This is a genomic window from Streptomyces sp. NPDC006516 (assembly GCF_040611875.1).
Classification (GTDB): Bacteria; Actinomycetota; Actinomycetes; order Streptomycetales; family Streptomycetaceae; genus Streptomyces.
The window spans coordinates 24,080-50,998 of the sequence record NZ_JBEXPD010000011.1 but is presented as its reverse complement, the minus strand read 5'-3'; the positions used below and the strand labels follow the sequence as shown (position 1 = coordinate 50,998).

Here is a 26,919-nt window from a genome sequence, read left to right as displayed (position 1 = left end):
GTATCTTGTCCTCCTCGCGCTGCTGGTTCTGCTCCTCGCGCAACTCGTCCTGGTACTTCCTGTCCTCCTCCCGCTGCCTTTCCTGCTCCTCGCGCAGCTCGTCCTGGTACTTGCGGTTCTCCTCGTTCTGCCGGTTGATCTCGTCCTTCTCCTCCTCGAGCTTCTTCTCCTCGTACTCCTCCGAAGCCGTACCGGTCGACTTCGGCTTGGGCACGTTGTCGGAGAAGTCCGCCCCCAGCTCGAGGAAGTGGTTGTTCAGCGCCGACTGCACCTGGGCCGCGGGCTTGCCCAGGTACTCGTCGACGCCCTGGGTCCAGATCTTGACCGCCTTGTCGCCGACCTTCGCCCAGTTCGCGATGTCCGCGAGGTCGCCGTACTCGGGGTGGACCTGGGAGAACCCGCCCTGCGGGCTGTGGCTGACAGTCGTGTTGTAGCGGGTGGTGTACGAGGTGATGTCCGTCTTGGCGACGTTGTTCGCGTCCACCCACTGGGCGAGGTCGTCCAGGACGTAGCGCAGCACTTGGTGAGGGTCGTAGTACGAGGATTTGGCCCAGGTCAGCCACGCGTCCAGCAGCTTGCCCGCAGCGTCCTCGAGGTAGGTACGGCCCAGTGACAGGGCGCGCGAGTAGACCGTGTTGCCGGTGCCCGTCCGGTCCCCGGTGCCGACCGAGGAGTTGAAGGTCTCGACGTAACTGTCGTAGTTCTCGCGGATCTTCTTCAGCAGACTGCGGAAGACCTCCGCCGCCTCGCCCTTCCAGCTCGCGTCCTCCCGGCCGAACCGGTCCTCCCAGTCCTTCAGGACTGTCGCGTGGTCCTTGAAGAACTTGGCGGCGAAGTCGAACGACTGGCCTGTGCTGTCGAAGGACGTGAGGTCGACGACGTCGGCTCCCGGCACACCGAGGTTGCTGAACCGGGCGTCCTGGGTGTTGCCTCCCAGCAGCCCGAGAAGCGCTGCCCGCGGCCCGTTCATGTACCGGGCGAGCGGGATGGTGCTCATCTTGTCCTTGTTGTAGTCCGTGAACTCGTTTCCCTCGCGGACCTGGGCGTCATGGACGCTGTCCGAGCCCGGGCCGGCGAAGATGATCTCCTCACCGGCTTTCACACGGCCCTCGAAGACGATCCGGGCCTGCATGATCGACCGCTTCTTGCCGCTGTCGAAGAACCAGATGTCGTAGTCCTCGCCCTTGTTCGTCAGGAATCCGGAGTCCTTGACGAGCAGGCCGAGGCTGCGCTCCTTGATGTCCATCCGGAAGAGCTTGCCGCCGTGGTCGGAGCGCAGGGTGTCGAAGACGGTACTGCGGTCCGGGACGGGATAGCCGGTGATGTGGGTGACCAGGGTGGCCCAGGTGTCGGTCGAAGGGTCGCCCGCGTTGTCGAACTTGTCGAGGTTGGCGACGGAGTTGGGATCGTACCGATCGGCCACCGGGCGCCCTTTCTGGTCGGTTGTCGGCCGTGTCGGCAGACGGCTTTCTCGTGCGGTGTTACTTCCGGGTGTTCCGGGGCCGCCGGGCTTCCGAGGCCTCCGGGTGGCTCACACGCGCGTTCCGGACGCTGAGGCTTCCGCGACCCGCGCGTATCGGGATCAGGTGCCTTCTGTCTCCGACGATCCGCTGGTGAGCGCGTCGACCTCGTCGAAGGTCTGGAGCAGCGTCTGCGCGTCGATCGCGTCGAGGTTCTTGTCCTTGGTCTTGTTGGCCTCCTCGATCGTGTCGGTGAGCGCCTCCTTCAGTTCCTTGAAGAGGTCCATCTGATCGCCCAGCAGCTTGTCGATGGCCTCGGCCGCCGTACGGACGCCCTCGATCAGCTTCGGCCCCGAGACGAGGGGTTCGGTGACCATCCGCCCGATGCGCAGGAGTTGCTTGTTCTGGTCGAGGTTGTCCGGGGTGGTGTGCCCGTCGACGAGGTGGCCGAGCGGCCGGATGTGGGCCCCGTCGCCGTCCTCGCGGTGCTTCTTCGCGGCGGTGTACACCGGCTGCACCTCGTTGTCCCGGAAGTTCTCCATCTGCTTGAGGTCAAAATGCTTGACGTCGGCCTTCTCACCGGCCATGGGGCGTCCTCCTGCCGTTCGGTGCCGGACGGGGGTCGGGATGTCCGGGCGGGCGACCGACCTGTAGGGGGCGGCCCCGCCGGAGCACCCGCGCGCCGGGGAGCGCGCGGGTGCCTGATGCTCCCCTCCGGGCCGGCCGGAGGGGAGCATCACGAACTAACGGGCCCGCACATTGCCCCAGTTGTCGGCGCTCCTGCGCTCGTCCCGGGAGTGGTTGTCGTGGATGCTCTGGACCAGAGCGCCGCTGTCCCCGAGGAGCAGGGCCATGTTCTTGGTCGCCTGGTCCCACTCCGCCTGCACGTTGCGGTACATCTGCTGGTCATCACCCTCCCAGGAGGTGACGAGCGGCCTCAGCTCGTCCTCCAGATTGTTCAGTGTGGTGATGATCTGCTGGGTCTGGTCCTTCAGCTCCTCGATCGCGTGCCGGACCGTGGAGTACTGCACATCGATGATGCCGTCGGCCATGACGTCTCCTTTTCGATGGCCGGGCCCGCGGGGCCCGGGTGGCTCACGCGCTCCGGCCTCCTGGAACGGGGCCGGTGCCGCATGGTGGGGTCAGCGCAGCGCTTCGAAGACGCCCTGACTGGTCTTGCTGTTGAGGACCTCGGTCAGGTCCTGGTTCTCCTTCGCCAGGCGGTTGGCCGAGGTCACGTTCTCCTGCAGCGCGTCGACCATCGTGCTGATCTGCACGACGACCTTCTGCGCCTCGGCGTTCCAGCTGCGGAAGAGCTTCAGCAGGGCCTGGCCCTCGTCGCCACCGACGCCGGAGCGCGCGGCTATCTCGGCGACGTTGTTCTGGACCTTCTCGACCGCGCTCCGGGCCGACTCCAGGGAGGAGACACCTCCCAAGCCCTTGGCATAATCCGCTTTCCTCGCGCCACTGTCCGCCATGTCGCGCTCCCTTCGTTGAGGCCGGTCTCGTTGCACCGTTGCCCGCTGAGGCTAAAGAAAGGCACTCGCTCGGCGCAACGCATGTAGGGAAGATTTGAGCATAGGTCAGCTGCCCGGATTCCCTTCGTGGCGCGGGAGTTGCCCGAATGTTTCCACGAGATGATGTCCGGCCCAACCATCCGGGCAGCCGGCCCGTCACACAACGCGATACGGCAGGAGAACGGGCAGGGCGGGAAGGCAAACGGGCACGCCCACTGTTTGTTTCCGGCGATATGCGGGCTTCTGCGGGATTCCACGGAGGTGCCGGTCGATTGTCTGAGCTTTTTCTGAGGTTTCCCACCGTGCTCGCCCCATGACGAATCACCGGTCGGCGCCGAGTTCGGTGCGATTTTTTTCCCGCCCGTCTTCCCTTTCTCGACGCCTGGTGCGGTCCTTACGCGGTCAGGAAGCGGAGCCTGCCGTGTCGACCGCGGCTGCGGCGCCGGCCGTGTCCCCCTTGTCCGTACCGGCCTTCTCCTCACGCACCCCCGGCCGCGTGCCGGTGGCGCATTCGGGAGCCGTGACCGAGGGCTCCGCGGCACCGGAGGCCGCTGCCGGGTCCAGGTCCGCACCGGTCGGGAGGGCGGCCAGCAGCGGTGCGGGGACGGAGCCGATGTCCCCTGCCGTGTAGCCGAGCGCCGCCAGCGAGTCCTTGGCGGAGACCCGGTACTTCACCCCGTTCTCCGCCACCAGGTAGGTGGTTCCCGCGTGCGCGGCACCGCTCGCGTGCAGAGCCCGGACCAGGGCACCGTGTCCTGGCCGCACCACTGTGGCGTCCGTCCGGACACAGGCCTGCCGGAACGGCTGGGCGGTTCCGTCCGACACCACGACCGGGGTGAGTTCGGCCAGCGGGACGAGCACCGACCTGATCCGGGTGCCGCCGTCGTCGCCGTCCACCTGGGCGCACAGCGCCGTACCGCGTGGCGCGGACTGCGGGGCGGGCGGGGCGTCCGGCAGTCCGGCGGAGGCGGCGGGACCGGAGTCCTCGGCCCGGTGGGTGCGCAGCGCGTCGGCGCCGAGCGTGCGGACCTCGGGTGACCGCCCCTCGTAGGCGTCCTTCTGCGTGGCCGGATCCCCCAGCACCAGGGCGGCGCCGAGCCGGGTCAGCGGCGCCAGGCCGTCCTCGCGCAGCAGGTGGTACGTGCTGCCGCCGCCGGGCACGCTGACCTTGAACAGCTGGCCGATCCGGCTCGCCTCCCCGCCGAGTACGGGACCCTCCTTGCCGCGTCCCGTGACCGCGGGCGGTTCGAGAGTGGGACCCGGGGCCAGCGCGTCGAGGAAGGCCGCGGAGACCGGCATCGGCCGCTCGGAGGCGTAGCCGAGGGCGTTGCGGGCGTCGGAGGCACGGTCCAGAGGCATTCGGCTGCCTCGCCACACCAGGTACTCGGCACCGTCCGGGCCGCGGACGAGTACCCCGTTGTCGCTCCCGACCCCGCGGGAGCCCAGGGGTGCACCCGCGACGAGGGTGGTGGCGCCGGGCTTCTCCACACCGGTGGTCGACGTGGCACCGGAGGTGCTGGGCAGGGCCCCGTCCGGTCCGGTGACGCACATGTGCCAGGCGCCGTCGTCGAGTCGGCCGGGGCCGGGCACGCTGTCCGGCGCGCCCGGTATGCCGGCCGGGGTACCCACCGGGACGTCCCGCAGCGAGGCGGTGCCGACGTCGGCGGTGGCCAGGTCGGCGCCGCCGATCAGCCGTGCCGATGCGTAGTTGCGCACCGGGTGCAGTACGCCGTCGGTCCCGGTCCAGAGGTAGCGGGCACCGGTGTCCCGGTTGACCACCAGGTGTTCACCCTTGCGCCAGCTGTCGTTCCCGCCGGGCCGCAGCAGCCCGTAGACGGTGGCTCCGGCGCCGATCAGGACGGTCACCAGCACGCCGAAGACCACTCCTCGGGTGGTGCGTCCGAGCGGGCTCTCGGGGGCGTCGGGGTCGGCCGTCAGCAGACCCGAACTGAGTCTGCCCATCATGAAACTGTGGGCCTGTACCTGGTCGCGCTTGGACTGCACAGCCTCTCCTCAACTCGTATCCCATGTCCTGCCTGCGGGGGTGCTCAGCCGAACAGGCCACGCAGCCAGCCGAAGAGGCCCACCACCCACAGGCTGAGCGGCAGCAGCGCGACGGCGAAGCCGGTGTGCGCGAGCTCCGCCGCACGCCCCCAGTACGGCAGCACCCGGCGGCCGGGCACGATCCAGGAGGCGATCACGAGCCCGGCCGCCGCGGCGAGCAGCACCGCGAAGACCACCACCCGCCCGTCGCTGTCGCTGTCCACCGCCCAGGCCCGGGCGAGCAGCAGCAGCCCCCAGACCCCGGGCACCGCCAGGGTCAGCCGCTGCCAGATGTGCACCAGGCCCCGGCAGTGGAGGAGCAGCAGCAGGCTCAGCGTGAGCGCGGTCAGCACCTCGGGCAGGTCGGGGTGCTCGGCGAGGACGGCCAGAGCGCCCGCGGTGACCGTGCCGGTGGCGGCGAAGAGCGCGGTGACCCAGCGCCCGGCCAGTTCGGTGCGCTCGGCCACCTCGTCGCCCGAGTAGGGGTCGATGCCCTCCTGGAGCTGGCCGGCGGACGACGGCAGCGCGGGCAGTCGCATTCCGGCCAGTTTGAAGGCGAACGGCGCCACCGCTCCGGCGGCGAGCACGACGACCGCGGCGACCAGCGCCACCGCCGCCGGCATGTCCAGTCCGGTGTATCCCATCAGGGCCCCGGCGATCGCGGCGGCCACGGAGACCACCGCGGTGGCCAGCAGGGCGGGGGCGCCGACCGCGGTGGCGGCGAGCGCGATGACCGCGCCACCCGCGCCTGCGGTGCCCGCGGCGAGCAGCCGCGCGCCGACGACCTTCACGGCGTCAGGGCCGGTCAGATCACCGCCGGGGAGCACCCAGCCGGCCAGCGCCAGGCAGGGGGCGACCAGCAGGCCGAGGGCCGTCGCGGAGAGGCGGTCGCCGACCGCGCGGCTGGCTGAACCCGCTCCCGCGAGCAGCAGCAGCCCCGCGAGGGCGGCGCAGGCGGCCCGGGAGGAGCCGGAGGCGGCCACCCCCGGCCGGAACACCAGCACGAGGGCAGCCGCCACGGTCGCCACGGCGGTGCCCACCAGCAGGCCACGTGCGGCTCCGGGGTGCCAGGTGTGCAACCGCCGGCTCGCGGTGTCGGCTATCCCGTCCACCAGGTCGTCGAGCCGCGCCTCGGGCAACGCCTCGGTGTGCGGGCGCAGGTAGAGCACGGCGCCGTCCGCGAGACCGGCTCCGGCCAGGGTGGTCTCCTCGTCGAGCGGGGCGTCGCCGAGCCGCTGGAGCACCCATCCGGCGTGGTCGAGTCCGGCCTCCTCGGCCTCCTCGCCGACGTATCGCAGCAGCGTGGGCAGCAGATCGGCGACCGGTACGTCGGCGGGGACCGCCAGATCGACGGAGACGCTCGGCGCACGTACGGTCAGGCGGCACGATTCGGCCACCGCACTGTCGGTCATCAGCTGAACTCTCGTCTTCCGTGGGGGCTCTGACAGGAGGACGCCCCCGGGGGCGGGGGACGTGGGAACGATACGGAAGGTGCGCACGGCCGGGAAAGAGCTTCCCGGGCAGCGGAATTGCGGCCGCACGCCCGGCTGCCACCACACCCGCGTGGACAGGTCGCGTTCCGTGAATGCAGACTACTGCCTACGACCACCGGGTCGTGCTGCGGACCGGTCTCCATTTCCGGTATGCAATTGGCCGCCAAGGGAGTTGGCCGTCCCCACGCCATCCGCTCGTCACATTCACCCGGCGTACACCCGCGTCATGTGGGACCCGGGGGAATCAGGGCGGCGCGGTCTTTCCCACTACCGGGTGCACCGGTATTCGGTACGGGCCGGAAGGCCAGTGAAACCGGAGGTTCTGTTCCTTGAGCGTGGTCCTGTTCCGACGACCGGCCCGCAGACGCGGACCGGAGATGCCCGAAGGGCAATTGACCCTCCAGGAACCCCCGGTCCTCGCCGAGACAGTTCCGGACACCTCGGCAATATGGACCTATTTGCCGATGGCGCTGATGTCGGTCTCGATGATGCTCATGTTCCTGCGGCCCGGCGGCGGGAACGGCGTCTTCATGTACCTGGCGATGGGCGTCATGGCGCTCTCCGCCGGCGCCATGCTGCTGGGACAGCTGATGCGGCGCTCCAGCGAACGCAAGCAGCGCCTCAAGGGCGAGCGCCGGGATTACCTGCGCTACCTGGCGCAGACGCGTAAGCGGGTCCGCACCACCATCGCGGAGCAGCAGCGGGCGCTCGCCTGGCGCCACCCGGAGCCCGCGTCGCTGCGCTCGCTGGCCCGTACGTCACGGCTGTGGGAACGCCGCCCGGCGGACGAGGACTTCGGCGAGGTCCGCCTCGCGGTCGGCGAGCAGCAGCTGGCGCTCAGCCTGAACCCCGTCTCCACCCGCCCGGTCGAGGACCTCGAACCTCTCTGTGCCCACGCCCTGCGGCGCTTCATCCGTGCCTACTCCACCATCCCCGACCAGCCGCTCGGCCTCTACCTGCGCTCCTCGGCCAGGATCCTGCTGCGCCCCGAGGGGGCGGACGGCGAGCTCGCGGAGCCGGACGCCCCGGCGCGCGGTGCGAACGGCGCCGCCGGAAGCGACCCGGCCGCCGGCGAGGCCGACGCGGTACGCGCGCTGGTGCGCGCCGTGCTCGGGCAGCTGGCGGTGTTCCACGCACCCGAGGAGCTGTGGCTCGCGGTCTGTGCGAGCGACGAGCGGCGCGCGGACTGGGAGTGGGTCAAGTGGCTGCCGCACGCGCTGGATCCGTACGAGGAGGACGGTGCCGGCCAGGCCCGCAGGATCACCGCCGACCTCACCGAGCTGGACGATCTGCTCGGCGCCGAGTTCGCCGAGCGCCCGGGCTTCGACCCGGAGGGGCGCCCTGGCCGGGACGAGCCCTACACGGTCGTCGTCCTGGACGGTGTCACCGTTCCTGAGGGGCATCGCTGGGAGGGAAGCGGCTACCGCAACGCCTTGGCCCTCGACGTCTCCGGGGCGCTGCGCTGGCGCCCCGGACGCAACACGCTGCGGCTGACCGTCGGGGCCGACCAGGTGAGCCTGGTGCGCACCGACCGCAGCCGCAAGGAGCGCTCCGTGCCTCTCGGCCGCCCGGACCGGCTCGGCCCGCTCGGCGCGGAGTCGCTCGCCCGGCTGATCACCCCCCGGCGGATGAGCCTGGGCACCGACATCGCCCAGCCGCTGGACGCCGACGTCGAGCTGACCACGCTGCTCGGTATACCCGACCTGCACCGGCACGACCCGCGCACCCTCTTCGAGCGGCACACCGGCTCCGCCCGGCTGCGGGTGCCGATCGCGGTCGGAGTGGACGGCCGCCCGGTGGAACTCGACATCAAGGAGTCCGCGCAGGGCGGCATGGGCCCGCACGGCATGCTCATCGGCGCCACCGGGTCCGGCAAGAGCGAACTCCTGCGCACCCTCGTCCTCGGACTCGCCCTGACCAACTCGTCCGAGACACTGAACTTCGTGCTGGTCGATTTCAAGGGCGGCGCCACGTTCCTCGGCCTGGAGGAACTCCCCCACACCTCGGCCGTCATCACCAACCTCGCCGACGAAGTCGCACTGGTGGAGCGCATGCAGGACGCGCTTCACGGTGAACTCATTCGTCGGCAGGAGTTGTTGCGCGCCGCAGGGAACTACACCTCCGCCCTGGAGTACGAGCGGGCGCGCGCCGCCGGCACGGCCCTCACCCCGCTGCCGAGCCTCTTCGTCGTGGTCGACGAGTTCAGTGAGCTCCTCTCCACGCACCGCGAGTTCATGGACCTCTTCGTGATGATCGGCCGCCTCGGCCGTTCGCTCGGGGTGCATCTGCTGCTCGCGTCGCAGCGCCTGGACGAGGGCCGCATGCATCAGCTGGAGAGCCACCTGTCGTACCGCATCGGCCTGCGCACCTTCTCCGCCATGGAGAGCCGTGGCGTGCTCGGTGTGCCCGACGCCTACGAGCTGCCGGCCCAGCCCGGGAGCGGCTATCTGAAGTCCGGTGTGGAGGCCCTGACCCGGTTCCGCGCGGCGTACTCCTCTGGCACCTACCGGCGGCGCACCGGCGCGGTGGTGCAGGCCCGGGTCGCCAGCCAGGTGGCGCCGTGGACCAGCGGATGGGTGGTGCCGCGCGCCCTGCCGCCCGTCCCCGATCCGGAGCCGGAGGCCGGGCAGGCCGAGGACGAGGAGGCGCTGCTCGACGTGGCTCTCGACCGGCTGCGCGACTCCGGCCCCGCCGCCCACCAGGTGTGGCTGCCTCCGCTGGACGAGCCCTCCCCGCTGGACGTCCTGCTGCCCGGCATCGCCCCCGACCCGGAGCGCGGACTCACGTCCGCGGGCTGGCCGGGCACCGGCAGGCTGCGGGTGCCCGTCGGCCTCGTCGACAAGCCCTTCGAGCAGCGCCGTGACCCGCTGGTCGTCGACCTGTCGGGAGCGGGCGGCCATGTCGCGATCGCGGGCGGCTCGCAGAGCGGCAAGTCCACCCTGGCCCGGACGTTGATCGCCGCCCTGGCCCTCACCCACACCCCTGCCGAGGTCCAGTTCTACTGCCTCGACTTCGGCGGTGGCGGCCTCTCGCAGCTCGCCGCGCTCCCCCACGTCGGCGGCGTCGCCGCACGGCTCAACCCCGAGCGGGTGCACCGGGCCGTCGCCGAGGTCATGACGCTGCTCGCCCGCCGCGAGCAGTTCTTCGTGGACCACACGCTGGACTCCATGCAGTCCTACCGACGCCGCCGCGCCGCCGGGGAGTTCCCCGACGAGCCCTTCGGTGACGTGTTCATGGTTGTCGACGGCTGGTCCACGGTTCGTCAGGACTACGACGACCTGATACCGAAGTTCAACGAACTCGCCGCCCGTGGCCTCAACTACGGCATCCACCTGCTCATCACCACCACCCGCTGGGTCGAGCTGTCGGCCCAGGTCCGTGACCAGGCCGCCACCCGCCTCGAACTGCGGATGGGCGACCCGATGGACTCCGAGATCGACACCCGCAAGGCCCGCTCGGTGCCGCGCAGCGGCGGCCGGGGCATCACCGCCGACAGCAAGATGCACTTCCTCGCCGGCCTGCCCCGTCTCGACGGCAGCGGCTCGCTCGACGACCTCGGCGAGGGAGTCACGCATCTGGTCGCCGAGATCTCCCGTCACTGGGCCGGCGCTTCCGCTCCCGCGATCAGGATGCTGCCGCATCGGCTCCCGCTCGCCGATCTCCCCGCGCCCGAGCCCACCGAGGGCGGCGGCATGCGCCTCGCGCTCGGTATCGACCAGGAGGCCCTGGAGCCGGTCTGGCACGACTTCAGCCGTACCCCGCACCTGATCGTGGTCGGTGACACGGAGAGCGGCAAGACCAATCTGCTGCGCCGCATCTCGAAGGGGATCACCGACCGGTACGCCCCGGACGAGGCGAAGATCATCGTGGTGGACTACCGCCGCACCCTGGTGGACGCCGTCCCCGAGGAGTACCGCATCGGCCACGTGATCTCCCTGGACAACCTCAACGAGACCGTCGAGGGCGCCGCCCGCGCCATGAAGGGGCGCGTCCCCGGCGCGGACATCGCACCCGCGCGGATGCGTCAGTGCGACTGGTGGACCGGGCCGCGGCTCTTCATCCTGGTCGACGACTACGACATGGTCTCCGGCAATTCCTTCCAGAGTCCGTTCGAGCCACTCTTCGAGAATCTGACCCTGGGCTTCGAGATGGGTCTGCATGTGGTCGTCGCCCGCAGCGCCATGGGGGCGGGCCGCGGCCTCAGCGACGGTCTCGTCCGGCGGCTCGACGAGGCCAACAACCCCGCCGTGCTGCTGTCCTGTCCGCCCACGGAAGGCCGCCTCTTCGGCGACGCGAAACCCCTCAATCTGCCGCCCGGCCGGGCCCTTCACATCGCCCGCCGCCGGCCGCGGCTGATGCAGACGGCCCTGATGGAGGAGAGCGGGGGACAGCGGGACTGAGGCACGGACGACACGCAGCGGAAGCGGGGGCCACCGGTGGTGGCCCCCGCTTCCCGTAGGACCGGGCGACACCGCGGGCGCCCCCGGGGCCGGAGCCCTCGGCTCAGTCCCTTCCCGCTCCGCCCGCTTCCGCCGGGCGCCATCCCCGCCTGCGGGCCCGGGAGAAGGTGAACGTGGCCCAGAGCAGCGCGAGGACGGTGGCGGAGCCGAGCAGTACGAAGAGCACCGCTCGGCCCGCGGCGCGGTCGGCCCCCGACGTGTCGCGGACGGTCACGGGGACGGCGGCACGCTCGGCACCGGCGGACGCCGGCGGGGCGCCGAGGACCGTGGTGACGGCGGCGTAGGGGTCCAGCTGGGGAATGTCGGCGGGGTAAGCCGTGGCGGTCAGACGGCGGACGACGGCGTCGGGCGATTCGCCGGGGTGCGCGGCCCGGACCGCCGCGGCGGCACCGGCGGCGTAGGCGGTGGCCACGGGCACGCCACCGCCGAGGTAGTGCCCGTCGCCGCGCGGGCCGCCGGACACCACCCCCGCGCCGGGGGCGGCCAGGTCGATGCCGTCGGTGGGCAGGGAGCCGTCGGGTCGGGCACCGCTGGGAAGCATGCCCGCGACCGAGAGGACGCCGGGTTCACCGGCCGGCCAGTACGTGCGGGACGGAGTCTCCTCGCTCCCGCTCCGGGACGGTGGGTCCGGGGTGGCCGCTGCCACGACGACGGCTCCCGCCCGGCGTGCCTCGGCGACCGCACCGCTCAGTGCCGCGTCCTGACGCGGCAGGGCGACGGCGACCGCGATCACGTCCGCCTCGGCCTCGGTCGCCTTGCGCAGCGCGTCCACGACCAGGGCGGAACTCGCCTGTCCGCGACGGTCCGTACCACGCAGGGCGAGGATCTTCGCGCCCGGGGCGACCCCCGCCAAACGCGGGCTGTCCCCTCCCGTCCCGGCGATCAGGCCTGCCAGGAAGGTGCCGTGCCCGACGCAGTCGTCACCGGCCTGGCCTGTGGCCGAGACCCGGCCGTCGAGGCCGTCGGCGCCGGGGGCCACACCGGTGTCGATCAGCGCGACGGTCACGCCCTCGCCGGTGCTGTGCTGGTGCAGCCGGTCCAGGTCCAGGCGCTGGCGCGACCAGTCCTGTTTCTTCGCCTTCTCGCGGGAGGCGGGTGTGCAGACCACTCCTTCGGCGTCCGGGTCCAGCGCGGAGGGCATGCCGGGTAGCTCCTGGCCCTTGTCCCCCTCGGCCGCCGGGACCCGCGAGAGGGGCTCCGCCTGGGCCGGGACCGCCACGGACAGCAGCAGGGTGGCGGCGAGGCCGGGGCCGGACAGCAGCCGGGCGATCCCCCGGGTGTGAGGCCTCATCGGGGAGCCGCCTCGGGCGCCACGGCCGCGACGTCGGCGGGGAGAAGGACGCGCAGGTCGTCCAGGGTGGGAGCGGCCAGCGAACTGAGCCGTCCCGCCTGCCGGGTGACCATCGACTCGACCACCTGGCGGGCCAGGCGGGCGTTACCGAAGGAGCGGTCCCGGGGCAGCGAGTCGAAGTACTCCTTGAGCAGCGGGCCGGTGCCGGGCCCGCACTCGTAGCCCATGTTCGTCGCCTGGGTGCGCACGATGGTGACGAGTTCCTCGGAGGAGTAGTCGGCGAAGCCGATCCGGCGCGGGAAGCGGGAGGAGAGCCCCGGGTTGGAGGCGAGGAAGCGTTCCATCTCGTCGGTGTAACCGGCGACGATGACCACCACGTCGTCGCGGTGGTCCTCCATCAGCTTCAGCAGGGTGTCCACCGCCTCCTGGCCGAAGTCGGCGCCGCCGCCGCGCGGTGTGAGGGTGTAGGCCTCGTCGATGAACAGCACGCCACCGCGGGCCCGTTCGAAGACCTCGCGGGTGAGCTGGGCGGTGTGTCCGATGTAGCGGCCGACCAGGTCGGCGCGCGCGGCCTCGACCAGCTGGCCCCGGTCGAGGATGCCCAGCTGGGTCAGGATCTCGCCGTACAGGCGGGCGATGGTGGTCTTGCCGGTACCGGGCGGGCCCGTGAAGACCAGGTGGTGGCTGAGCGAGGGGACCGGCAGCCCGGCGGCGGCGCGATGGCGGGCTGTGGTGATGAGGTTGACCAGGTCCGCGACATCGCGCTTCACCTCGGCCAGACCGATCATGTCACCGAGGCGCGTCAGCGGGTCGTCGGCCGGTACGGCGGTCTCGGTGGCCTTCGCGGCGGCGGCGACGGAGACGTCCTCCGGCATCAGCAGTCGCAGATCGCGCTCGCCGATCTGCGACTGCGCGGAGAGCCGGATCGCCTGTCTGTCCACCATCTCCTCGAACACCCCGCGGGCGGCGCGTCCGTTGCCGAAGCCGGCGTCCCTCGGCATCGCCCCGAAGTGGGCGGCCAGTGCCTCCGCGGTGCCCTCACCCAGTTCGTACTGGTGCTGACCGCACATGTTCTCCATGATCGCGACCAGTTCGGGCACCGAGTAGTTCTCGAACTCGACGGTCCGCGAGAAGCGCGAGGCAAGGCCGGGGTTGGAGCCGAGGAAGGAGTCCATCTCGCGGGAGTAGCCCGCGGCGACCACCACCACGTCGTCGCGGTGGTCCTCCATCAGCTTCAGCAGGGTGTCCACCGCCTCCCGGCCGAAGTCGGCACCGCCGCTGCCGCTGTCCGCGGTCAGCGTGTACGCCTCGTCGATGAACAGCACGCCGCCCAGGGCCCGTTGAAAGGTCTCGGAGGTCTTGATCGCCGTGCCGCCGACGACCTGGGCGACCAGGTCGGCACGTGAGACCTCGACCAGGTGCCCGCTGCGCAGCGATCCCAGCTCCGCCAGGATCGCGCCGTAGAGCCGGGCGACGGTGGTCTTGCCCGTGCCCGGCGGGCCTGCGAAGACCAGATGCCTGCTCATCGGCGGTGCGGGCATGCCGAGTTGCTCGCGGCGCTGGGCGAGCTGGGTCAGGTTGACCAGCGTACGCACCTGGTGCTTGACGTTCTCCAGACCGATCAGCGCGTTGAGGGCGCCGAGCGGTCCGTCTGCCCGGTCGGCAGCGGGCGCGTCCGCCGCACCCGAACCGGCCGGGTCGGTGTTCTCCGCACTGCCGGACCCCCAGGCGTCCCGCTTGCCGTTGCCCGTACTGTTCAGGCCTTCGACCGCGAGGCGTTCGCCGGGCGCGGTCTGCACGAGCCCGCCCCCCTCGTTCTCCCTGGCGAGGCAGTTGACGAGGGAGACGGGGGCGGTCGATTCCACTCTGAAGCCGTCCTGGGCACCGCCGGTGACCTCGCACCCGCTGATCGAGGCGAGCGCGCCCTCGTGGAGCATGAAACCGTGGCCCTTGGGGGCGTGCACCGAGGTGCGGTTGGCGGTCAGCTCGCCGCCCCCGGCGACCACGACGCCCTCCTCCCCGGACACCTCGACGCGGAAGTCGCGGACGGTGACGTTGCCGCCGTCCTCGACGACGAGGCCGCTGGTGGTGGGCTCGGAGACTCCGCCACCTGCCAGGTAGAGAGTGCTGCCCGACGCCACGCGCACACCCGCGCCCTTGGGCCTGACCACCTCGCAGTCCTCGACCCGTCCCCGGGCGTCCCTGGTCGCCGCGATCCCGTCGCCGGAGGGCTCCACCAGGCGGGCCCGGCGCAGCAGCGGATTGGCGCCGCCGAGCACCGCGACCGAGGGCGAGCCGCCGATCACCTCCAGGCGGTCGAGTTCAGGCGCCGAGTCCTCCTCCAGCAGCAGTCCCGCACCGTCGCAGTCACGGACGGTCAGACCGGTGAGCGCCGGGGACGCCGCCCCGGCGACCCTGAGCGCCGCGCCCTGCGCGCCGTCCACCCAGCAGTCCTCGAAGGTGCCGCGCGCCCTGTCGGTGACCAGCACGCCGTGGCCGCGCACGCGCGAGACCCGGCAGCGGCGCAGCACCGGGTCGGTGCCCCCTGCCAGGGTGATCCCGTTCCCGGAGGCACCCGTGACCCGGACGTCCTCCAGCGCCGTACGGCCCGCGCTGCTCAGGTGCACGCCGGTGCTGGTGTCGTGGACCACGGTGCGGACCACAGAGACGGCGCAGTTCTGTTCCAGGGCGATGGAGGGCTTGTCGGTGGAGGATATGTCGCAGTCCTCGACACTGCCACGTGCGTCGCCGTTGGCGAGCAGCCCGTTGCCGCGGGCGTCGCGCACCGTGCAGTCACGCACGCGTGCCTCGCCCTGCTCGGCGAGGACCAGGCCGCTGGTGCCCAGGTGTTCGAGGGTGCAGGACTCGACGGTGGTGGGAGTCGTCGAGGTCACCACGATGCCGGCGCCCTGCGGGTTGCTCACCCGGCAGTCCCGCAGCGCGAGGGAACCCGTACCGCCGGCCAGCATCGCCGTCCAGGCGGCGCCGACGATCTCACAGCCGTCGAAGGCGGCCTGGCCGCGCCGGACGTCCACGGCCGGAAGCTCGGCGTCGCCGCCGCGCAGGGTCAGCTCGGAGAGCATCACGGCGTCCGCGCGAAGCGCGACCACGCTGCCCGAACGCGGGCGGATCTCCACCGTGCCCCGCCCCTCGGCGGCAGTGAGGGTGACCCTCGTGTGGATCACCAGGTTCTCCGCGTACGTCCCGGGCCGGACGCTGATGAGCGCGCCGGTACGGGCTGCGGCGAGTGCCTCACCGATCGTCGAAAAGCGGTCCCCGGGGCCGACCGACAGTACCTGGCGCGACACGCACCAACCTCCTTGCTACGGCGGCGTCTTGTACGGACGCCCCCTTCTCTGGCGGGGACGTGTGTCGGAGAGCCGACGGTGCCATCATGCCTCGCCCCCGGGGCGTGCGGGTTCCGGGAGAGGTACTCCCGGTGGGGAGGACGCCGTCAGGTGCTCCACTTCTGGGCGGGATTGCCCGAGCACTTCAGCAGTTGCAGGGGTGCCCCGTTGTTCCGGTTGGCGCCCGCGATGTCTATGCACATGCCGACGACGGTGTTGACCAGGTCATGCGCACCGTTCAGGGCGAACTTCTGGGCGGCGTTGCCGTTGCACCAGGCGATCTGGATGACGGTGCCGTCGCTGAAGTCGGCATTGGCCACGTCCAGGCACTTGTCCTTGATGCGGATGGTGCCGTCGGACGCGAACTGCCATTTCTGCGCGGGGGCGTTGTTGCAGTCCCATACGTGCAGCGCCTTGCCGTCGCTGAAGTCGTGGTCCGGTACGTCGATGCAGCGGCCCGAGAGATGGCTGCGGAAGGAGACCGGGGAGCTGAGGGTGACTGCCGGAGCGGCGGGCGCGGGCTGTGACTTCGTGGTGCCCGAACCCTTGTCGGCGCTCTTGCGCTCCGTCTCCTTCTGCTCGGCGTCCTTCTTCGGTGTGGCCTTGGCCGTGCTCTTCGCCGGTGCGGGAGCGGGAAGTTGCCGCACCGGCTTGTCAGGCTTCTCGGCGCCCTTGCCGGGATCGGCCGCGGAGCTGGTCTCGGGCGTCGTGACGGCGAACTCGCCGGGCGTCTCCTGCCCACTGCCGTCGAGCACGGTTCCGGCCGCCAGAGCCGACGGCTGCTCGGGGCCCTTGTCATCGTTCCCCGCGAGCACGAGGAACGGCACCGACACGAGGAGCGCCCCGACCACCGCCGCACCGGCCAGCACCGCCTTGCCCGGGCGGCCTACGGGGGCGGCCTGCTGCGGCCGGCCGATCGCGGTCGCCGTCATGGTCCGTACGAGCGCGGGCAGCCGGCTCTGGGCCGCGGCAGCGGCACCTGGGTCCGCACCGGAGTCGGTCTCGGCCTCCGGCCGCGTGCCGGAGGAGGGCCCGGGAGCGGGGGCCGCGGGTGTGACCGCCGCGCCTTCGGCCTCTGCGGAGGGGGCAGGTGCAGATGCGGAGTGCGTGGCTGCGGGGGTCGCGGGTTCGGACGTCGACTTCGCTGGTTCCGAAGTGGTGGCAGGTTCCGCGGACTTCGCGGATTCGGACGACGTGGCCGCTTCCGGGGACTTCGCGGGCTCGGACGTCGCAGCCGCTTCCGGCGACTTCGCGGATTCGGCCGTCGTAGCCGGCTCGGGGGACTTCGCCGGCCCGGACGTCGCAGCCGGCTCCGCGGACTTCGCGGGCCCGGACGCGACCGAGGGCTCCACGGCCTCAGCCTTGGTGGGTTCGGCGGCTTCGGCGGCTTCGGTGTGCGAGGAGGACACGACGGGCGAGCCGGGCGCGTCCGCCGTCCCGCCCTCGGAACCGGACTCCGCGCGAGCCTCGGGGGAGACAGGGTGTTGCTGGGTCGAACGCGTCACGGGGTCCTCCCTGTGGTGTGGGGCCAGGGTGAAGCTGAGCTGTCGGCCCGGTCCCCGGAGGGGCCCTCGGCCGGGCCTCCGGTACGTTCCGCCGCACCGGAGGGAAGGACGGGGTCCACGCCCCCGCCGGAAGGCGTCCCGTTGCCGCTCACCGGACCGGCAAGGCTGTCAGCGGGGACGAGCAGCGGAGCGGCGGCCCCGGCGTTGACCAGCAGCAGTGTGCCGGGCACGTTCGGGGAGCGGGCCAGATCCCTTGCGGAGACCATGTCATGGCGAAGTTCCGCGGACATGAACTCGTGTGCGGATGAGGTGAACAAAAGGATCACCGGCGCCCCGTCCCGGCCGGCGGCCGTGAGCGGCCCGCCGTCCGGTCCGCGCAGCACGGTGATGTCCGCCTCCGCGAGTGCGGCGATCGCCTCCTCGGTGGAGCCGTACCCCGTGGCGGCTCGCTGCGCCGCCGCGTCCACCGGGTCCGTGGGCTCCGGCCAGCCGAGTACACGCGCGGAGGGCCGGTACGCGGGGTTGGCGCGGTACTCCCCCACTCCACCGCTCTCGTCCGACTCCCACTCCCCCAGCACCGCCCATTCCGGCGGCGTCCGCTCGTCGGTCCACTCCGGGTCCACCACTCCGATCCAGTGCCCCGGGGCCTGGCGGGCGGCGGCCCGCACGGCCTCGGGTATTCCGGACGTGTCGGCGTCGGCTTCGGCGGGTGGGGAGGGGGCGGCGGCCGGGCCGGAGCCATGGGGCTCCACGGCCGAGGCGCCGTGCCGGGCCGCATGCCGTTCTCCGGGCCGCATCTCCACCTGAGCTCTTGGTTCCGTACGAATGCGTGGGTGCCGAACAGCGTACGTACGCATCGACACTTGATCAGATCGGGATGCCAACAGGATGCCACACGGGCCCTGCCCGTAGACGGCTGGGGAAGATCCGTATCGGGCATCCACGTGCCCGTTCTCCGCCCGAATGAGGAACTTTCCGGGAGCAGTGAGGCGTCCGGGGACAAAGCTGCGCCCCGTCACGGGTGGGGAGGCGCGACCGCCGACCGTGCTACGGGCTAAGTTGGTCACGCCATCGGCTACTTCGACGTTCCGCGCCCTCCGGCCGGACGTCCGGACCGAGGCCGTCCGGGAGACGCTCGAAGCTCGGACGGTTCCGGAACGGCCTGCGGCCGCCACCGCGCCGGGTCACGGGGAAGCCGGCAACGAGGAGCGGGCCCGAACCGGCTCCCCTCGACGTTCCATCGACCGACACACGCCAGTTCACCGGGCGTTCACCCGGACCCAGGTCGCCACCGGACGGGTCCGTGGCCCGCCGACAGCTCCGCCACCGAGGAGGAGTACCGCATGTCCCCCCAGCACCAGCCCCCCGGCGCGAACGCGGCGACGACGAACACGGCCCGCACAGGGGAGGCCGGGCCTCCGCCGACGGCCGCCGAACCGGACGAGCGCACTTCGAGCACCGCGGCGGGCGCGGGGCCGAAGTCCAACTCCCCCGCCCCCGAAGCGCCCGGGGAGACCGAGACCTCCGGGCAGCCGGAGGGGACCGAGGGGGCCCGGGGGTCCGGGAAGACCGGGGCGAGCGAGGAGGAGCCCGAGGCGCCCACCGCCCCCAGGCCGACTCCCGCGACCACGCCCGCCGCCTCGCCCACGCCCGCCGCCGCCACTGCCTCCGCCGCGGGGACGGCCGAGGCACCCGCGAAGGGCACGGCTGCGGCCTCCGAAGAGGGCGCCACCCTCGCGACGACCGCTGTGGCGACCCCTCCGGCCGTCAGGACGACCACCGGCGTCGACGGAGGACGTCCTCGCAAGCCCGTCCTCGCGGCGGCGGCGCTCGTCGGAACCGCGCTCATAGCCATACCGTTGCTGCTGGTCGGAGCGAAGGACGAGGAACCCCGCGACACCGCAGGTACTGCCGCGGCGGGTTCCGACACGGTGCTGAACGCGGACTCCCCGCCCGCCGCCCTCGACGACTTCGTGACTGTGAAGCCCAGCGCTTCCCCGACCAGGGCGAAGCCGAAGGAGAGCCCGGTCCCGAAGGCAGTCGTCCCCAAGCCCGTCGTGCCCGCGCCGGCACCCAGGACGAGCAGCCCGGCCGCGAAGACTTCGCCCCCGCCCCCTGCGCCCAAGGCCTCTCCGAAGCCCGACTGGGGCACGGCGACCGTCTCGGCGCCGAGCGTGCTGCAGGTCAATCAGGCCTGGACGACCAACCGCATCCGCATGGTCATGCAGCCCGACGGCAACCTCGTCGTCCTGAACGAGAAGGGCAAGCCGATCTGGGCGGCCATGACCTTCGGGCAGAACCACCGGGCGATCTTCCAGCCGGACGGCAACCTCGTCATCCACAACGGCGACGACCGCGCCATCTGGGCTTCCCGGACCCATGACCACCCCGGCGCACAGATGGTGCTCCGGGCCGACGCCAAGGTGGTCATCGTGGACAACGGCGCGGTCCTCTGGTCGACCTGAGGCCTACCCGCCGGCCGGCGCGGCGGCGCGAACGAGGGCGTGCGCCAGGTCGATGCTCGCCGCGAGGGTGCCCAGCGGGAGCGGCTGCGTGGCGAGAGCACCCTCGTGCACCACGAGGAGCTGCGCGCCGAGGACGGCGGGGCCCGAGCACCCCGCCTCGGTGGCGAGCTCCGTGAAAAGGTTCAGCAGCCAGCGCTTCTGGCTCGCGGCGATGTGGTGCGCGGGATGCGAGGGGTCCGGGAGTTCGGCCAGCGCGTTGATGAACGCGCACCCACGCGTGTTGGTTGCGGTCCAGGTCCGCAGTGCGTCGAAGGGGGCGGTGACGGCCTCGACCGGGCCTTCACAGGCATCGACGGCGCTGAGGACGAGTGACCGCCACCGCTCGTCACGTCGCCCGAGGTAGACGGCGACGAGGTGGTCCTTCGAACCGAACTGGTTGTAGAGGGTCCGTTTGGTCACGCCTGAGTGCTCGGCGATCAGATCCACGCCGACCGCTGTGATCCCGCGGTCGTAGAACAGCTCCTCGGCCGCCTCCGCGATGCGACGGCCGGCCGGGGTCATGGGCCGCTCTTCTCGCACCGGACGCTCCTTCACTGATCGGTGTACGGTGGATGGAGTTCACAGATCAGTATACCCAAGGGAGGTTCAGGAGATGGGTACGTCCGAGACCATGCGCGCAGTGCGCATCGCAAGGCACGGAGGGCCGGAGGTTCTCGAAGTGGTGGAGGTGGCCGTACCCGTCCCGCAGGCCGGGGAGGTACTCGTCCGGGTCGGCGCCGTAGCGCTCAACAACACCGACCTGTGGACCCGGGAGGGTGCGTACGGCAACCCCGGTGACCCGCAGGCGCTGTCGGGCTGGCGTGGCCCGGTCACCTTTCCCCGTGTACAGGGTGCCGACGTGGCCGGCCGGGTCGCGGCGGTCGGCTCGGGCGTGGACGAGGACCTCGTCGGCCGCCGTGTGGTCGTCGACCCGGCGACGTACGACGCCGAGGGGCCGGACGCGAACCCGGTGGGTCTCATGGGGAGCGAACGCGACGGAGGTTACGCCGAGTACGTGACCGCTCCGGCGGTGCGCGTGCACGACGTGACGGAGTCCCCGCTCACGGACGACCAGCTGGCGGCCCTGCCCACCGCGTACGGCACGGCGCTGGGCATGATCGAGCGGGGCCTGCTGCGGGAGGGGGAAACCGCACTGGTGTCGGGAGCGTCCGGCGGAGTCGGCCTCGCGCTGGTGCAGATCGCCCGCGCACGCGGGGCGAGGGTGCTCGCCGTCAGCAGCGGCTCCAAGGTGCGGGCTGTGCGCGAGGCGGGCGCACACGAGGTGCTCGACCGCGCACGGGACGTCGTCGGGCAGATCCGCGCCGTCGCCCCGGAGGGCATCGACGTCGCCCTCGACGTGGTCGCGGGGGACCTGGTGGGGGACGGGCTTCCGCTGCTGCGTGAAGGCGGCCGGTGGGTCGTCGCGGGCGCGCTCGGCGGCTACGACGTGACCTTCGACGTGCGCAGGCTCTATCTGCACAACACGCGCCTGATCGGCTCCTCGATGCACACGCCCACGCACTTCGCTCTCCTGATGGATCTGGCGCGCCGGGCCGCGATCCGGCCTGTCGTGGCCGCGGCCTTCCCCCTGGACCAGGCCGCTCGGGCACAGGAGGAGCTGTCCCGCAGGAAGCATGTCGGAAAGATCGTGCTGCACCCGTAGACCGTCGTGCGTTGCCGTCACCCCACCGGGACGTGGTGGTGCGGGAGCTGCGAACGGTGCTCGGCCCGATCCGTTCCCATGCTGGACGTCTCGCTGACCGCGCCCCCGCAACAGGGGGTCTGTGACCAGTGGGCGCCCCCACCTTCGCCGCCTGGCGCGACGACGCCAGGCGCGGCTACCGGCGCCGGCCTACGGCGCAGCGCCTGAGCCGGGCGCACGAGCCCGGCCCCGGGCGGGGTGGTCACCGCCCGGGGCCGGACGCCACGGCATACGCAGCCGGGCGAGGCCTGCCCGCCCACAGGACCGCGGCTCCCTCGGCCTGAGCGAACTCCTGGTGCGTACGGGGTGTTCCGGCGGGCGGCGACGCCCCGCGGGTCCCGCCGGGCCAGCTTCCGCAGAGGCGCCTGTTTTTTTGAAAAATCTCTGGCGTTCCGCACCCGCCTTGTGCTCATCTGGTGACACAGAGAGGCTCACTTTGTTTCATTGTACCGCCGAACAGCCGCAGGGCTGAAGGACCCGAGAAGGAGTTCCGGGCTATGGATGGACTCAGTAGGCGCAAGATGCTGCTGGCGGGAGGGGCCTTAGGGGCCGTCGGCGCGCTGAGCGCCGCATCGCCGGCCGGTGCGCGGCCCCTGTGGACCTGGGCGCCGAGCGCGTCGGTGGCAGGCACGGGAGAGGGTCTCGACCCGGAATGGGTGTGGGACGACGAGGTCGACCGGCTGATGGCCTCGGTGATCGACCGCGGGGACGTGCCAAAGGTCAACGAGTCGTTGCGCACCTGGACCCGCAACGACCAGGCACTCCCGGCCGGACTCCCGCAGGACGTGCGCGACTTCATGGAGAAGGCCCGGCAACTGCCCTCCTGGGCCGACCGGAACAAGCTGGAGACCGCAGCCGCGTTCAACAAGTCCCGGGGCTTCTACCTCAATCTGCTCAACGGAGTGGGCGGTGGAATGCTGAGCACCGCCATTCCCAGGGAGGCACGGTCCGTCTACTACTCCAAGGGCGGCGCCGACATGGAGGACCGCGTCGCCAAGACGAGCCTCCTGGGCTTCGCCATCGGCGACCTGAACGCCTACCGGCCCGACGGCGACGTCATCGTCCACGCCGTCAAGACCCGGATGGTGCACGCCGCGGTGCGTCACCTGCTGCCGCAGTCCCCGGAGTGGACCCGGACGGGCGACGGCCAGAAGATCCCGATCAGCCAGGCCGACATCATGGTCACCTGGCACAGCCTGGCCACCTACGCCATGCAGAAACTGGTCGAGTGGAAGGTCCCGATCTCCGCGGCCGACTCGGCGGCCTATCTGCATGTGTGGCAGGTCACCGCCCACATGCTCGGTGTCCGCGACGAGTACATCCCCGCCACGTGGGAGGCGGCCAACTCCCAGTCCAAGCAGGTCCTCGACCCGATCCTCGCCTCCACCAAGGAGGGCGTCGAGCTGACCGACATTCTGCTGGGCCAGCTCGCCGAGCAGACGAGCCCCGGCGGAATCGACCGGCCGCTCGTCGACGCGCTGGCCCGGTTCCTCGTCGGTGACCGGATCGCCGACATGGACGGGATCCCCGAGGAAGCGTTCTGGGGAAAGGTGATAGCCACCGTCTGGCCGAAGCTGGTCGCCTTCCGGGAGAAGCTGATCCCCCTGCCGCTCGTGCCGCCGCTCGCCTGGACGCTCGACGAGGCGGCGCGTCAGTACATCCTCTTCTACCTCACCAAGGGCCGCGGCACCCGGATCGAGATCCCCGACACCAACCGCCCCGCATCCCGCTGAGGTCACCCGCGGCCCGCGGGGCGGCGCCACGCCGTCAGCAGCCGGCCGTGCGTCTCCGGTCCGCCTCACCGCGGTGTTCACCGATCAGAACTCACGAAGGAGCTCGGAAAGATGGACGTGTACAGCAGGCGCAAGATGTTGATGACAGGCGGGGCCCTGGGTGCCGCCGGGGCGCTGGCGGCAGCCTCCCCCGCGAGTGCCCGGTCTCTGTGGACCTGGTCGCCCACCGGGTCGGTGGCCGGGGCGGGAGCGGGCGTGGACCCGGAATGGGTGTGGGACGAGGAAGCGGACCCGGTGCTCGCCGCCGTGATCGACCGCGGCGACGTACCCCGGGTCAACACCCTGCTGGCGCGGTGGACCCGCAACGACCAGGCGCTGCCCGACGGTCTCCCGGCAGACCTCAAGGAGTTCATGGAGCACGCCCGGCAGATGCCGGCCTGGGCGGACAAGGCCAAACTCGACCGCGCCGCCCAGTTCAGCAAGACCAAGGGCATCTATGTGGGGGCTCTGTACGGTCTCGGCAGTGGCCTGATGAGCACCGCCATCCCCAGAGAGGCGCGCGCCGTCTACTACTCCAAGGGCGGTGCGGACATGAAGGACCGCATCGCGAAGACCGCGCGGCTCGGCTACGACATCGGGGACCTGGACGCCTACCTGCCGCAGGGCTCGATGATCGTGACCGCCGTGAAGACCCGCATGGTGCACGCGGCGGTACGCCATCTGCTCCCGCAGTCGCCGGGCTGGTCCCAGACCAGCGGCGGCCAGAAGATCCCCATCAGCCAGGCCGACATCATGGTCACCTGGCACAGCCTGGCCACGTTTGTCATGCGCAGGATGAAGGAGTGGGGCGTCCGGGTCAACGCCGCCGACTCGGAGGCGTATCTGCACGTGTGGCAGGTGAGCGCGCACATGCTCGGCGTCAGCGACGAGTACATCCCCAACTCGTGGGACGAGGCCAACGCCCAGTCCAAGCAGGTGCTCGACCCGATCCTCGCCCACAGCCAGGAGGGTGAGGCACTGACCAACGTCCTCCTCGGGATCGTGGCCGAACTCGACCTCGGCCTGACGCGCCCTCTGATCAGTGCCTTCACCAGGTACACGCTCGGCGGCAACGTCGGCGACATGATCGGCCTGTCCAAGCAGCCAATACTGGAGAAGCTCATAGCGACCGCGTGGCCGCTGCTTGTCGCCTTCCGCGAGGGGCTGGTGCCGCTGCCCGCGGTCCCCGCGGTCCTGTGGACGCTGGAGGAAGCGCTCCGCAAGTTCGTCCTGCTCTTCCTCGCCGAGGGCCGGCCCATCGCGATCGACATCCCGGACGTCAACCGTCCGTCCTGAGCCGCCCCTCACCTTGCACCACCACGCACAGCACCCGCCGCTGCCAGGGACGGCACCCTGGACCGTCCCTGGCAGCACCGTCCACGACCCCAGCCGGAGCCGCACCGCCCCATGCACCCACCCATGAGATCGCGCCGAAGCAGGACGCCGGGACGAGTCCTCCGCCAGACTCCCGGAGAGACGACGCCGAAGAGGCGTACGGGAGAGGAGACCGATGGTGAACGGTGAGGACCGCGCGGCCCGACCGCCGCACGGGAGCCGTGCCTTGGACAGACGCAAGTTCCTGGGATTCGTACTGGCGGCACCGACCCTGGTGACTGCCGCCCAACTCGTACCTGCCGAGCAGGCCCGGGCCGACGTGCCGTCGGCGGACATCACGGAACTGGTCGACCTCAACGATGTCATGACCCTGGCGGCTCTGCCGACCTCGGGTCTGATCACCGTCCAGGTCAACACCGACGGCACGGTGTCCTTCGCGTTGCCCCGTGCCGAGGTGGGGCAGGGCATCACCACGTCGACGGCCATGCTGATCGCCGAGGAGATGGACGTGCCTCTCGACAAGGTGCGGGTCACCCTGGCCGACGCACGGCCGGAGCTCGTGTTCAACCAGCTCACCGGCGGGTCGAACACGACCATCGCGACCTACACCCCCATCCGCGTCGCGGCCGCTGTCGCGCGCGGACGGCTGCTCGAGGCCGCCGCGACGGTGTTCGGCGCGGCCCTCACCGAGGTCACCATCAGAGCGGGCGTGGTCCTCGGCCCCGCGGGCCGGAGCATCGGCATCGGCGCGCTGGCCGAGAAGGCCGCGGCCGTGCGGACGCAGCAGGTCACCGCCGAACTCAAACCGGCCGAGCAGTTCACCGTCATCGGAACACCGCAACGCCGCATCGACGCCCTCGACGCGGTCACCGGGCGCAAGAAGTTCGCGATGGACCTCGCCGTCCCGGGAGCCCTCCCGACCATGGTGTGCCGTCCGCCGACGATCAACGGGAAGGTCGGACCGGTCGCCAACGCCGATGCGGTGCGGGCGATGCCGGGCGTCACCGACGTCGTCGTCATCAACAGCGGTGTGGCCGTACGCGCCCGGACCTTCGGTCAGTGCATCGACGCCGTACGCGCCCTGAAGGTGTCCTGGGGGCCCGGCACCGCGCAGGGCAAGTCCGACGAGACCGTGCTCAAGGAACTGAAGGCCGCGGAACCTTCGCTGGGGCTGCCGCCGCTGACCCCGAGCGTGGAAGGCAGGTTCACCTTTCACTTCCGCAGCAACAGTGCCCTGGAGACCAACTGCGCCATCGCCGACGTACGGTCCGACCGCGCCGAGATCTGGTCCGGTCTCAAGGCGCCGATCGTCGCGAAGGAGGCGATCGCCGCCAAGCTGGGACTGCCGCTGAGAGCCGTGACGGTGCATGTGACCGAGAGCGGCGGGTCCTTCGGACGCAAACTCTTCTTCGACGCGGCACTGGAGGCCGTCGAGATCTCCGCGAAGATCGGCAAGCCGGTCAAACTCATGTGGCACCGGGCCGACGACTCCCGTCAGGGACGTACGCATCCGATGGCCACGTCCCGCGTGCGCATCGCCTATGCCGGGAACACCGTCCTCAGCTACAAGCAGCGGCACACCAGCGTGGCCACCGACCTCAGCCACGGATTCGGAGAGATCTTCACCGCCCTGGCCGCGAAACTGCCGGTGGCCGACCTCGGATTCTCCGAGACGTTCTTCCAGCTCTCCCAGTCGATGCCGTACAACTTCGGTGTCAACAGCCGGCTCCTCAACGAGACCGACAAGGGTTTCAACACGGGCAGTATGCGCAACGTCTACTCACCCGACGTCACCTGCGCCCGTGAGCTCCTCATCGACCGTCTGGCGACGAAGATGGGGAAGGACCCCTATCGGATCCGGCGCGACTTCCTCAAGGACGACCGGTCCGTCGCGGTCCTGGAGAAGGTGGCCGAAGCCGGACGCTGGGGCCGGTCGATGCCCGCCGGCACGGCACAGGGCATCGCGCTCCACTCCGAGTACCACTCCGCCAGCGCGGTCCTGGTGGAGATCGACTGCCGGCCGGAGACCGTCGACCGGCCGATCCGCAACGGTGTCGCGGGACCACGCGTCACCAAGGTCGTCCTCGCCGTGGACGCAGGTCTCACCATCAACCCGCGGGGCCTGGAGGCGCAGATGATGGGCTGCGCCATGGACGGGATCGCGCTCGCGCTGACCTCCAGCCTGCACCTGCGCGACGGCTACTTCCTGGAAGCCAGCTGGGACAACTACTTCTACACCCGGCAGTGGAACACGCCGCCCGAGCTGGACGTCATCATCATGCCTGACACCACCGGAAAGCCCGGCGGAGCCGGAGAGCTGGGTGTCGCCGCGTCGATGGCGGCGGTCGCCTGCGCCTACGGCCGGGCGACCGGCACGATGCCCACCACCTTCCCCATCAACCACGGCACACTCTCCTTCGAACCCAAGCCGGTCGTTCCGCCTGTCCCCCAGTCCCCGACCGACGGCCTGGAACACGCCTTCTGATGTGA

17 protein-coding genes are annotated in these 26,919 nt (G+C 71.2%); 6 read left to right on the top strand and 11 right to left on the bottom strand.

What is annotated here, in order from left to right; genetic code table 11:
• The 6 genes from ABZY45_RS25875 to eccD form a co-directional block, all read right to left on the bottom strand.
• A partial coding sequence (locus tag ABZY45_RS25875; protein ID WP_356743461.1) for an AAWKG family protein occupies positions 1 to 1,423 on the bottom strand: 1,423 nt, incomplete at its 3' end.
• A gap of 159 nt (positions 1,424 to 1,582) precedes the next feature.
• Positions 1,583 to 2,047: a type VII secretion system-associated protein gene (locus ABZY45_RS25870; protein WP_356743459.1), complete on the bottom strand. Its 465-nt coding sequence runs from the start codon at positions 2,045 to 2,047 to the stop codon at positions 1,583 to 1,585.
• 156 nt (positions 2,048 to 2,203) lie between these two features.
• The gene (locus ABZY45_RS25865; RefSeq protein ID WP_356743458.1) at positions 2,204 to 2,512 is read right to left on the bottom strand and encodes a WXG100 family type VII secretion target; all 309 of its coding nucleotides are present in this window, start codon (positions 2,510 to 2,512) and stop codon (positions 2,204 to 2,206) included.
• A 90-nt stretch (positions 2,513 to 2,602) separates the two neighbouring features.
• The gene (locus tag ABZY45_RS25860; protein ID WP_145805774.1) at positions 2,603 to 2,938 is read right to left on the bottom strand and encodes a hypothetical protein; all 336 of its coding nucleotides are present in this window, start codon (positions 2,936 to 2,938) and stop codon (positions 2,603 to 2,605) included.
• Positions 2,939 to 3,379: 441 nt separating this feature from the next.
• Positions 3,380 to 4,981: a type VII secretion protein EccB gene (gene eccB / locus ABZY45_RS25855; protein WP_356743457.1), complete on the bottom strand. Its 1,602-nt coding sequence runs from the start codon at positions 4,979 to 4,981 to the stop codon at positions 3,380 to 3,382.
• A 44-nt stretch (positions 4,982 to 5,025) separates the two neighbouring features.
• Positions 5,026 to 6,432 carry a type VII secretion integral membrane protein EccD gene (eccD, locus tag ABZY45_RS25850; RefSeq protein ID WP_356743455.1) on the bottom strand — a complete coding sequence of 469 codons (1,407 nt, stop codon included), beginning with the start codon at positions 6,430 to 6,432 and terminating at the stop codon, positions 5,026 to 5,028.
• A gap of 458 nt (positions 6,433 to 6,890) precedes the next feature.
• On the opposite strand from eccD, the gene eccCa reads away from it, so the two are divergent.
• Entirely contained in the window at positions 6,891 to 10,913 is a 4,023-nt protein-coding gene (gene eccCa / locus ABZY45_RS25845; protein ID WP_356743454.1) for a type VII secretion protein EccCa, read from the top strand.
• A gap of 103 nt (positions 10,914 to 11,016) precedes the next feature.
• On the opposite strand, the gene ABZY45_RS25840 is transcribed toward eccCa, so the two are convergent.
• From ABZY45_RS25840 to ABZY45_RS25825, 4 genes are all read right to left on the bottom strand, one after another.
• Entirely contained in the window at positions 11,017 to 12,264 is a 1,248-nt protein-coding gene (locus ABZY45_RS25840) for a S8 family serine peptidase (protein WP_356743453.1), read from the bottom strand.
• Positions 12,261 to 15,572: a right-handed parallel beta-helix repeat-containing protein gene (locus tag ABZY45_RS25835; RefSeq protein WP_356743451.1), complete on the bottom strand. Its 3,312-nt coding sequence runs from the start codon at positions 15,570 to 15,572 to the stop codon at positions 12,261 to 12,263. The genes ABZY45_RS25840 and ABZY45_RS25835 overlap by 4 nt, the downstream gene beginning before the upstream one ends.
• Before the next feature lie 146 nt (positions 15,573 to 15,718).
• A complete protein-coding gene (locus tag ABZY45_RS25830; protein WP_356743449.1) occupies positions 15,719 to 17,116 on the bottom strand; it encodes a ricin-type beta-trefoil lectin domain protein in 1,398 nt (465 codons plus the stop codon).
• On the bottom strand, positions 17,113 to 17,913 hold the full coding sequence (locus ABZY45_RS25825; RefSeq protein ID WP_356743803.1) for a type VII secretion system-associated protein: 801 nt from the start codon (positions 17,911 to 17,913) through the stop codon (positions 17,113 to 17,115). Before ABZY45_RS25825 ends, ABZY45_RS25830 begins: the two co-directional genes overlap by 4 nt.
• Before the next feature lie 546 nt (positions 17,914 to 18,459).
• Between ABZY45_RS25825 and ABZY45_RS25820 the strand changes: the two genes are divergently transcribed.
• Positions 18,460 to 19,581: a mannose-binding protein gene (locus ABZY45_RS25820; protein WP_356743448.1), complete on the top strand. Its 1,122-nt coding sequence runs from the start codon at positions 18,460 to 18,462 to the stop codon at positions 19,579 to 19,581.
• Between the two features lie 3 nt (positions 19,582 to 19,584).
• On the opposite strand, the gene ABZY45_RS25815 is transcribed toward ABZY45_RS25820, so the two are convergent.
• Positions 19,585 to 20,142 carry a TetR/AcrR family transcriptional regulator gene (locus tag ABZY45_RS25815; RefSeq protein ID WP_356743802.1) on the bottom strand — a complete coding sequence of 186 codons (558 nt, stop codon included), beginning with the start codon at positions 20,140 to 20,142 and terminating at the stop codon, positions 19,585 to 19,587.
• 91 nt (positions 20,143 to 20,233) lie between these two features.
• Between ABZY45_RS25815 and ABZY45_RS25810 the strand changes: the two genes are divergently transcribed.
• The 4 genes from ABZY45_RS25810 to ABZY45_RS25795 all read left to right on the top strand — a co-directional run bounded on the left by ABZY45_RS25810 (position 20,234) and on the right by ABZY45_RS25795 (position 26,914).
• Positions 20,234 to 21,283: a zinc-binding dehydrogenase gene (locus tag ABZY45_RS25810; protein ID WP_356743446.1), complete on the top strand. Its 1,050-nt coding sequence runs from the start codon at positions 20,234 to 20,236 to the stop codon at positions 21,281 to 21,283.
• Between the two features lie 536 nt (positions 21,284 to 21,819).
• Positions 21,820 to 23,055, top strand: coding sequence for an oxygenase MpaB family protein (locus tag ABZY45_RS25805; protein WP_356743445.1), 1,236 nt, complete (start codon positions 21,820 to 21,822; stop codon positions 23,053 to 23,055).
• 111 nt (positions 23,056 to 23,166) lie between these two features.
• Positions 23,167 to 24,390 carry an oxygenase MpaB family protein gene (locus tag ABZY45_RS25800; RefSeq protein ID WP_356743443.1) on the top strand — a complete coding sequence of 408 codons (1,224 nt, stop codon included), beginning with the start codon at positions 23,167 to 23,169 and terminating at the stop codon, positions 24,388 to 24,390.
• Between the two features lie 214 nt (positions 24,391 to 24,604).
• Positions 24,605 to 26,914: a molybdopterin cofactor-binding domain-containing protein gene (locus tag ABZY45_RS25795; RefSeq protein WP_356743442.1), complete on the top strand. Its 2,310-nt coding sequence runs from the start codon at positions 24,605 to 24,607 to the stop codon at positions 26,912 to 26,914.
• The last annotated feature ends 5 nt before the right edge of the window (positions 26,915 to 26,919 follow it).

Bases quoted from the DNA above. Each gene is read 5' to 3' on its own strand.
- ABZY45_RS25820 (WP_356743448.1), top strand. From the start codon at position 18,460: ATGTCCCCCCAGCACCAGCCCCCCGGCGCGAACGCGGCGACGACGAAC.
- ABZY45_RS25795 (WP_356743442.1), top strand. From the start codon at position 24,605: ATGGTGAACGGTGAGGACCGCGCGGCCCGACCGCCGCACGGGAGCCGT.
- ABZY45_RS25800 (WP_356743443.1), top strand. From the start codon at position 23,167: ATGGACGTGTACAGCAGGCGCAAGATGTTGATGACAGGCGGGGCCCTG.
- ABZY45_RS25870 (WP_356743459.1), bottom strand. From the start codon at position 2,047: ATGGCCGGTGAGAAGGCCGACGTCAAGCATTTTGACCTCAAGCAGATG.
- eccCa (WP_356743454.1), top strand. From the start codon at position 6,891: ATGCCCGAAGGGCAATTGACCCTCCAGGAACCCCCGGTCCTCGCCGAG.
- ABZY45_RS25815 (WP_356743802.1), bottom strand. From the start codon at position 20,142: ATGACCCCGGCCGGCCGTCGCATCGCGGAGGCGGCCGAGGAGCTGTTC.
- eccD (WP_356743455.1), bottom strand. From the start codon at position 6,432: ATGACCGACAGTGCGGTGGCCGAATCGTGCCGCCTGACCGTACGTGCG.
- ABZY45_RS25865 (WP_356743458.1), bottom strand. From the start codon at position 2,512: ATGGCCGACGGCATCATCGATGTGCAGTACTCCACGGTCCGGCACGCG.
- ABZY45_RS25810 (WP_356743446.1), top strand. From the start codon at position 20,234: ATGGGTACGTCCGAGACCATGCGCGCAGTGCGCATCGCAAGGCACGGA.
- ABZY45_RS25860 (WP_145805774.1), bottom strand. From the start codon at position 2,938: ATGGCGGACAGTGGCGCGAGGAAAGCGGATTATGCCAAGGGCTTGGGA.
- ABZY45_RS25840 (WP_356743453.1), bottom strand. From the start codon at position 12,264: ATGAGGCCTCACACCCGGGGGATCGCCCGGCTGCTGTCCGGCCCCGGC.
- ABZY45_RS25805 (WP_356743445.1), top strand. From the start codon at position 21,820: ATGGATGGACTCAGTAGGCGCAAGATGCTGCTGGCGGGAGGGGCCTTA.
- ABZY45_RS25825 (WP_356743803.1), bottom strand. From the start codon at position 17,913: ATGCGGCCCGGAGAACGGCATGCGGCCCGGCACGGCGCCTCGGCCGTG.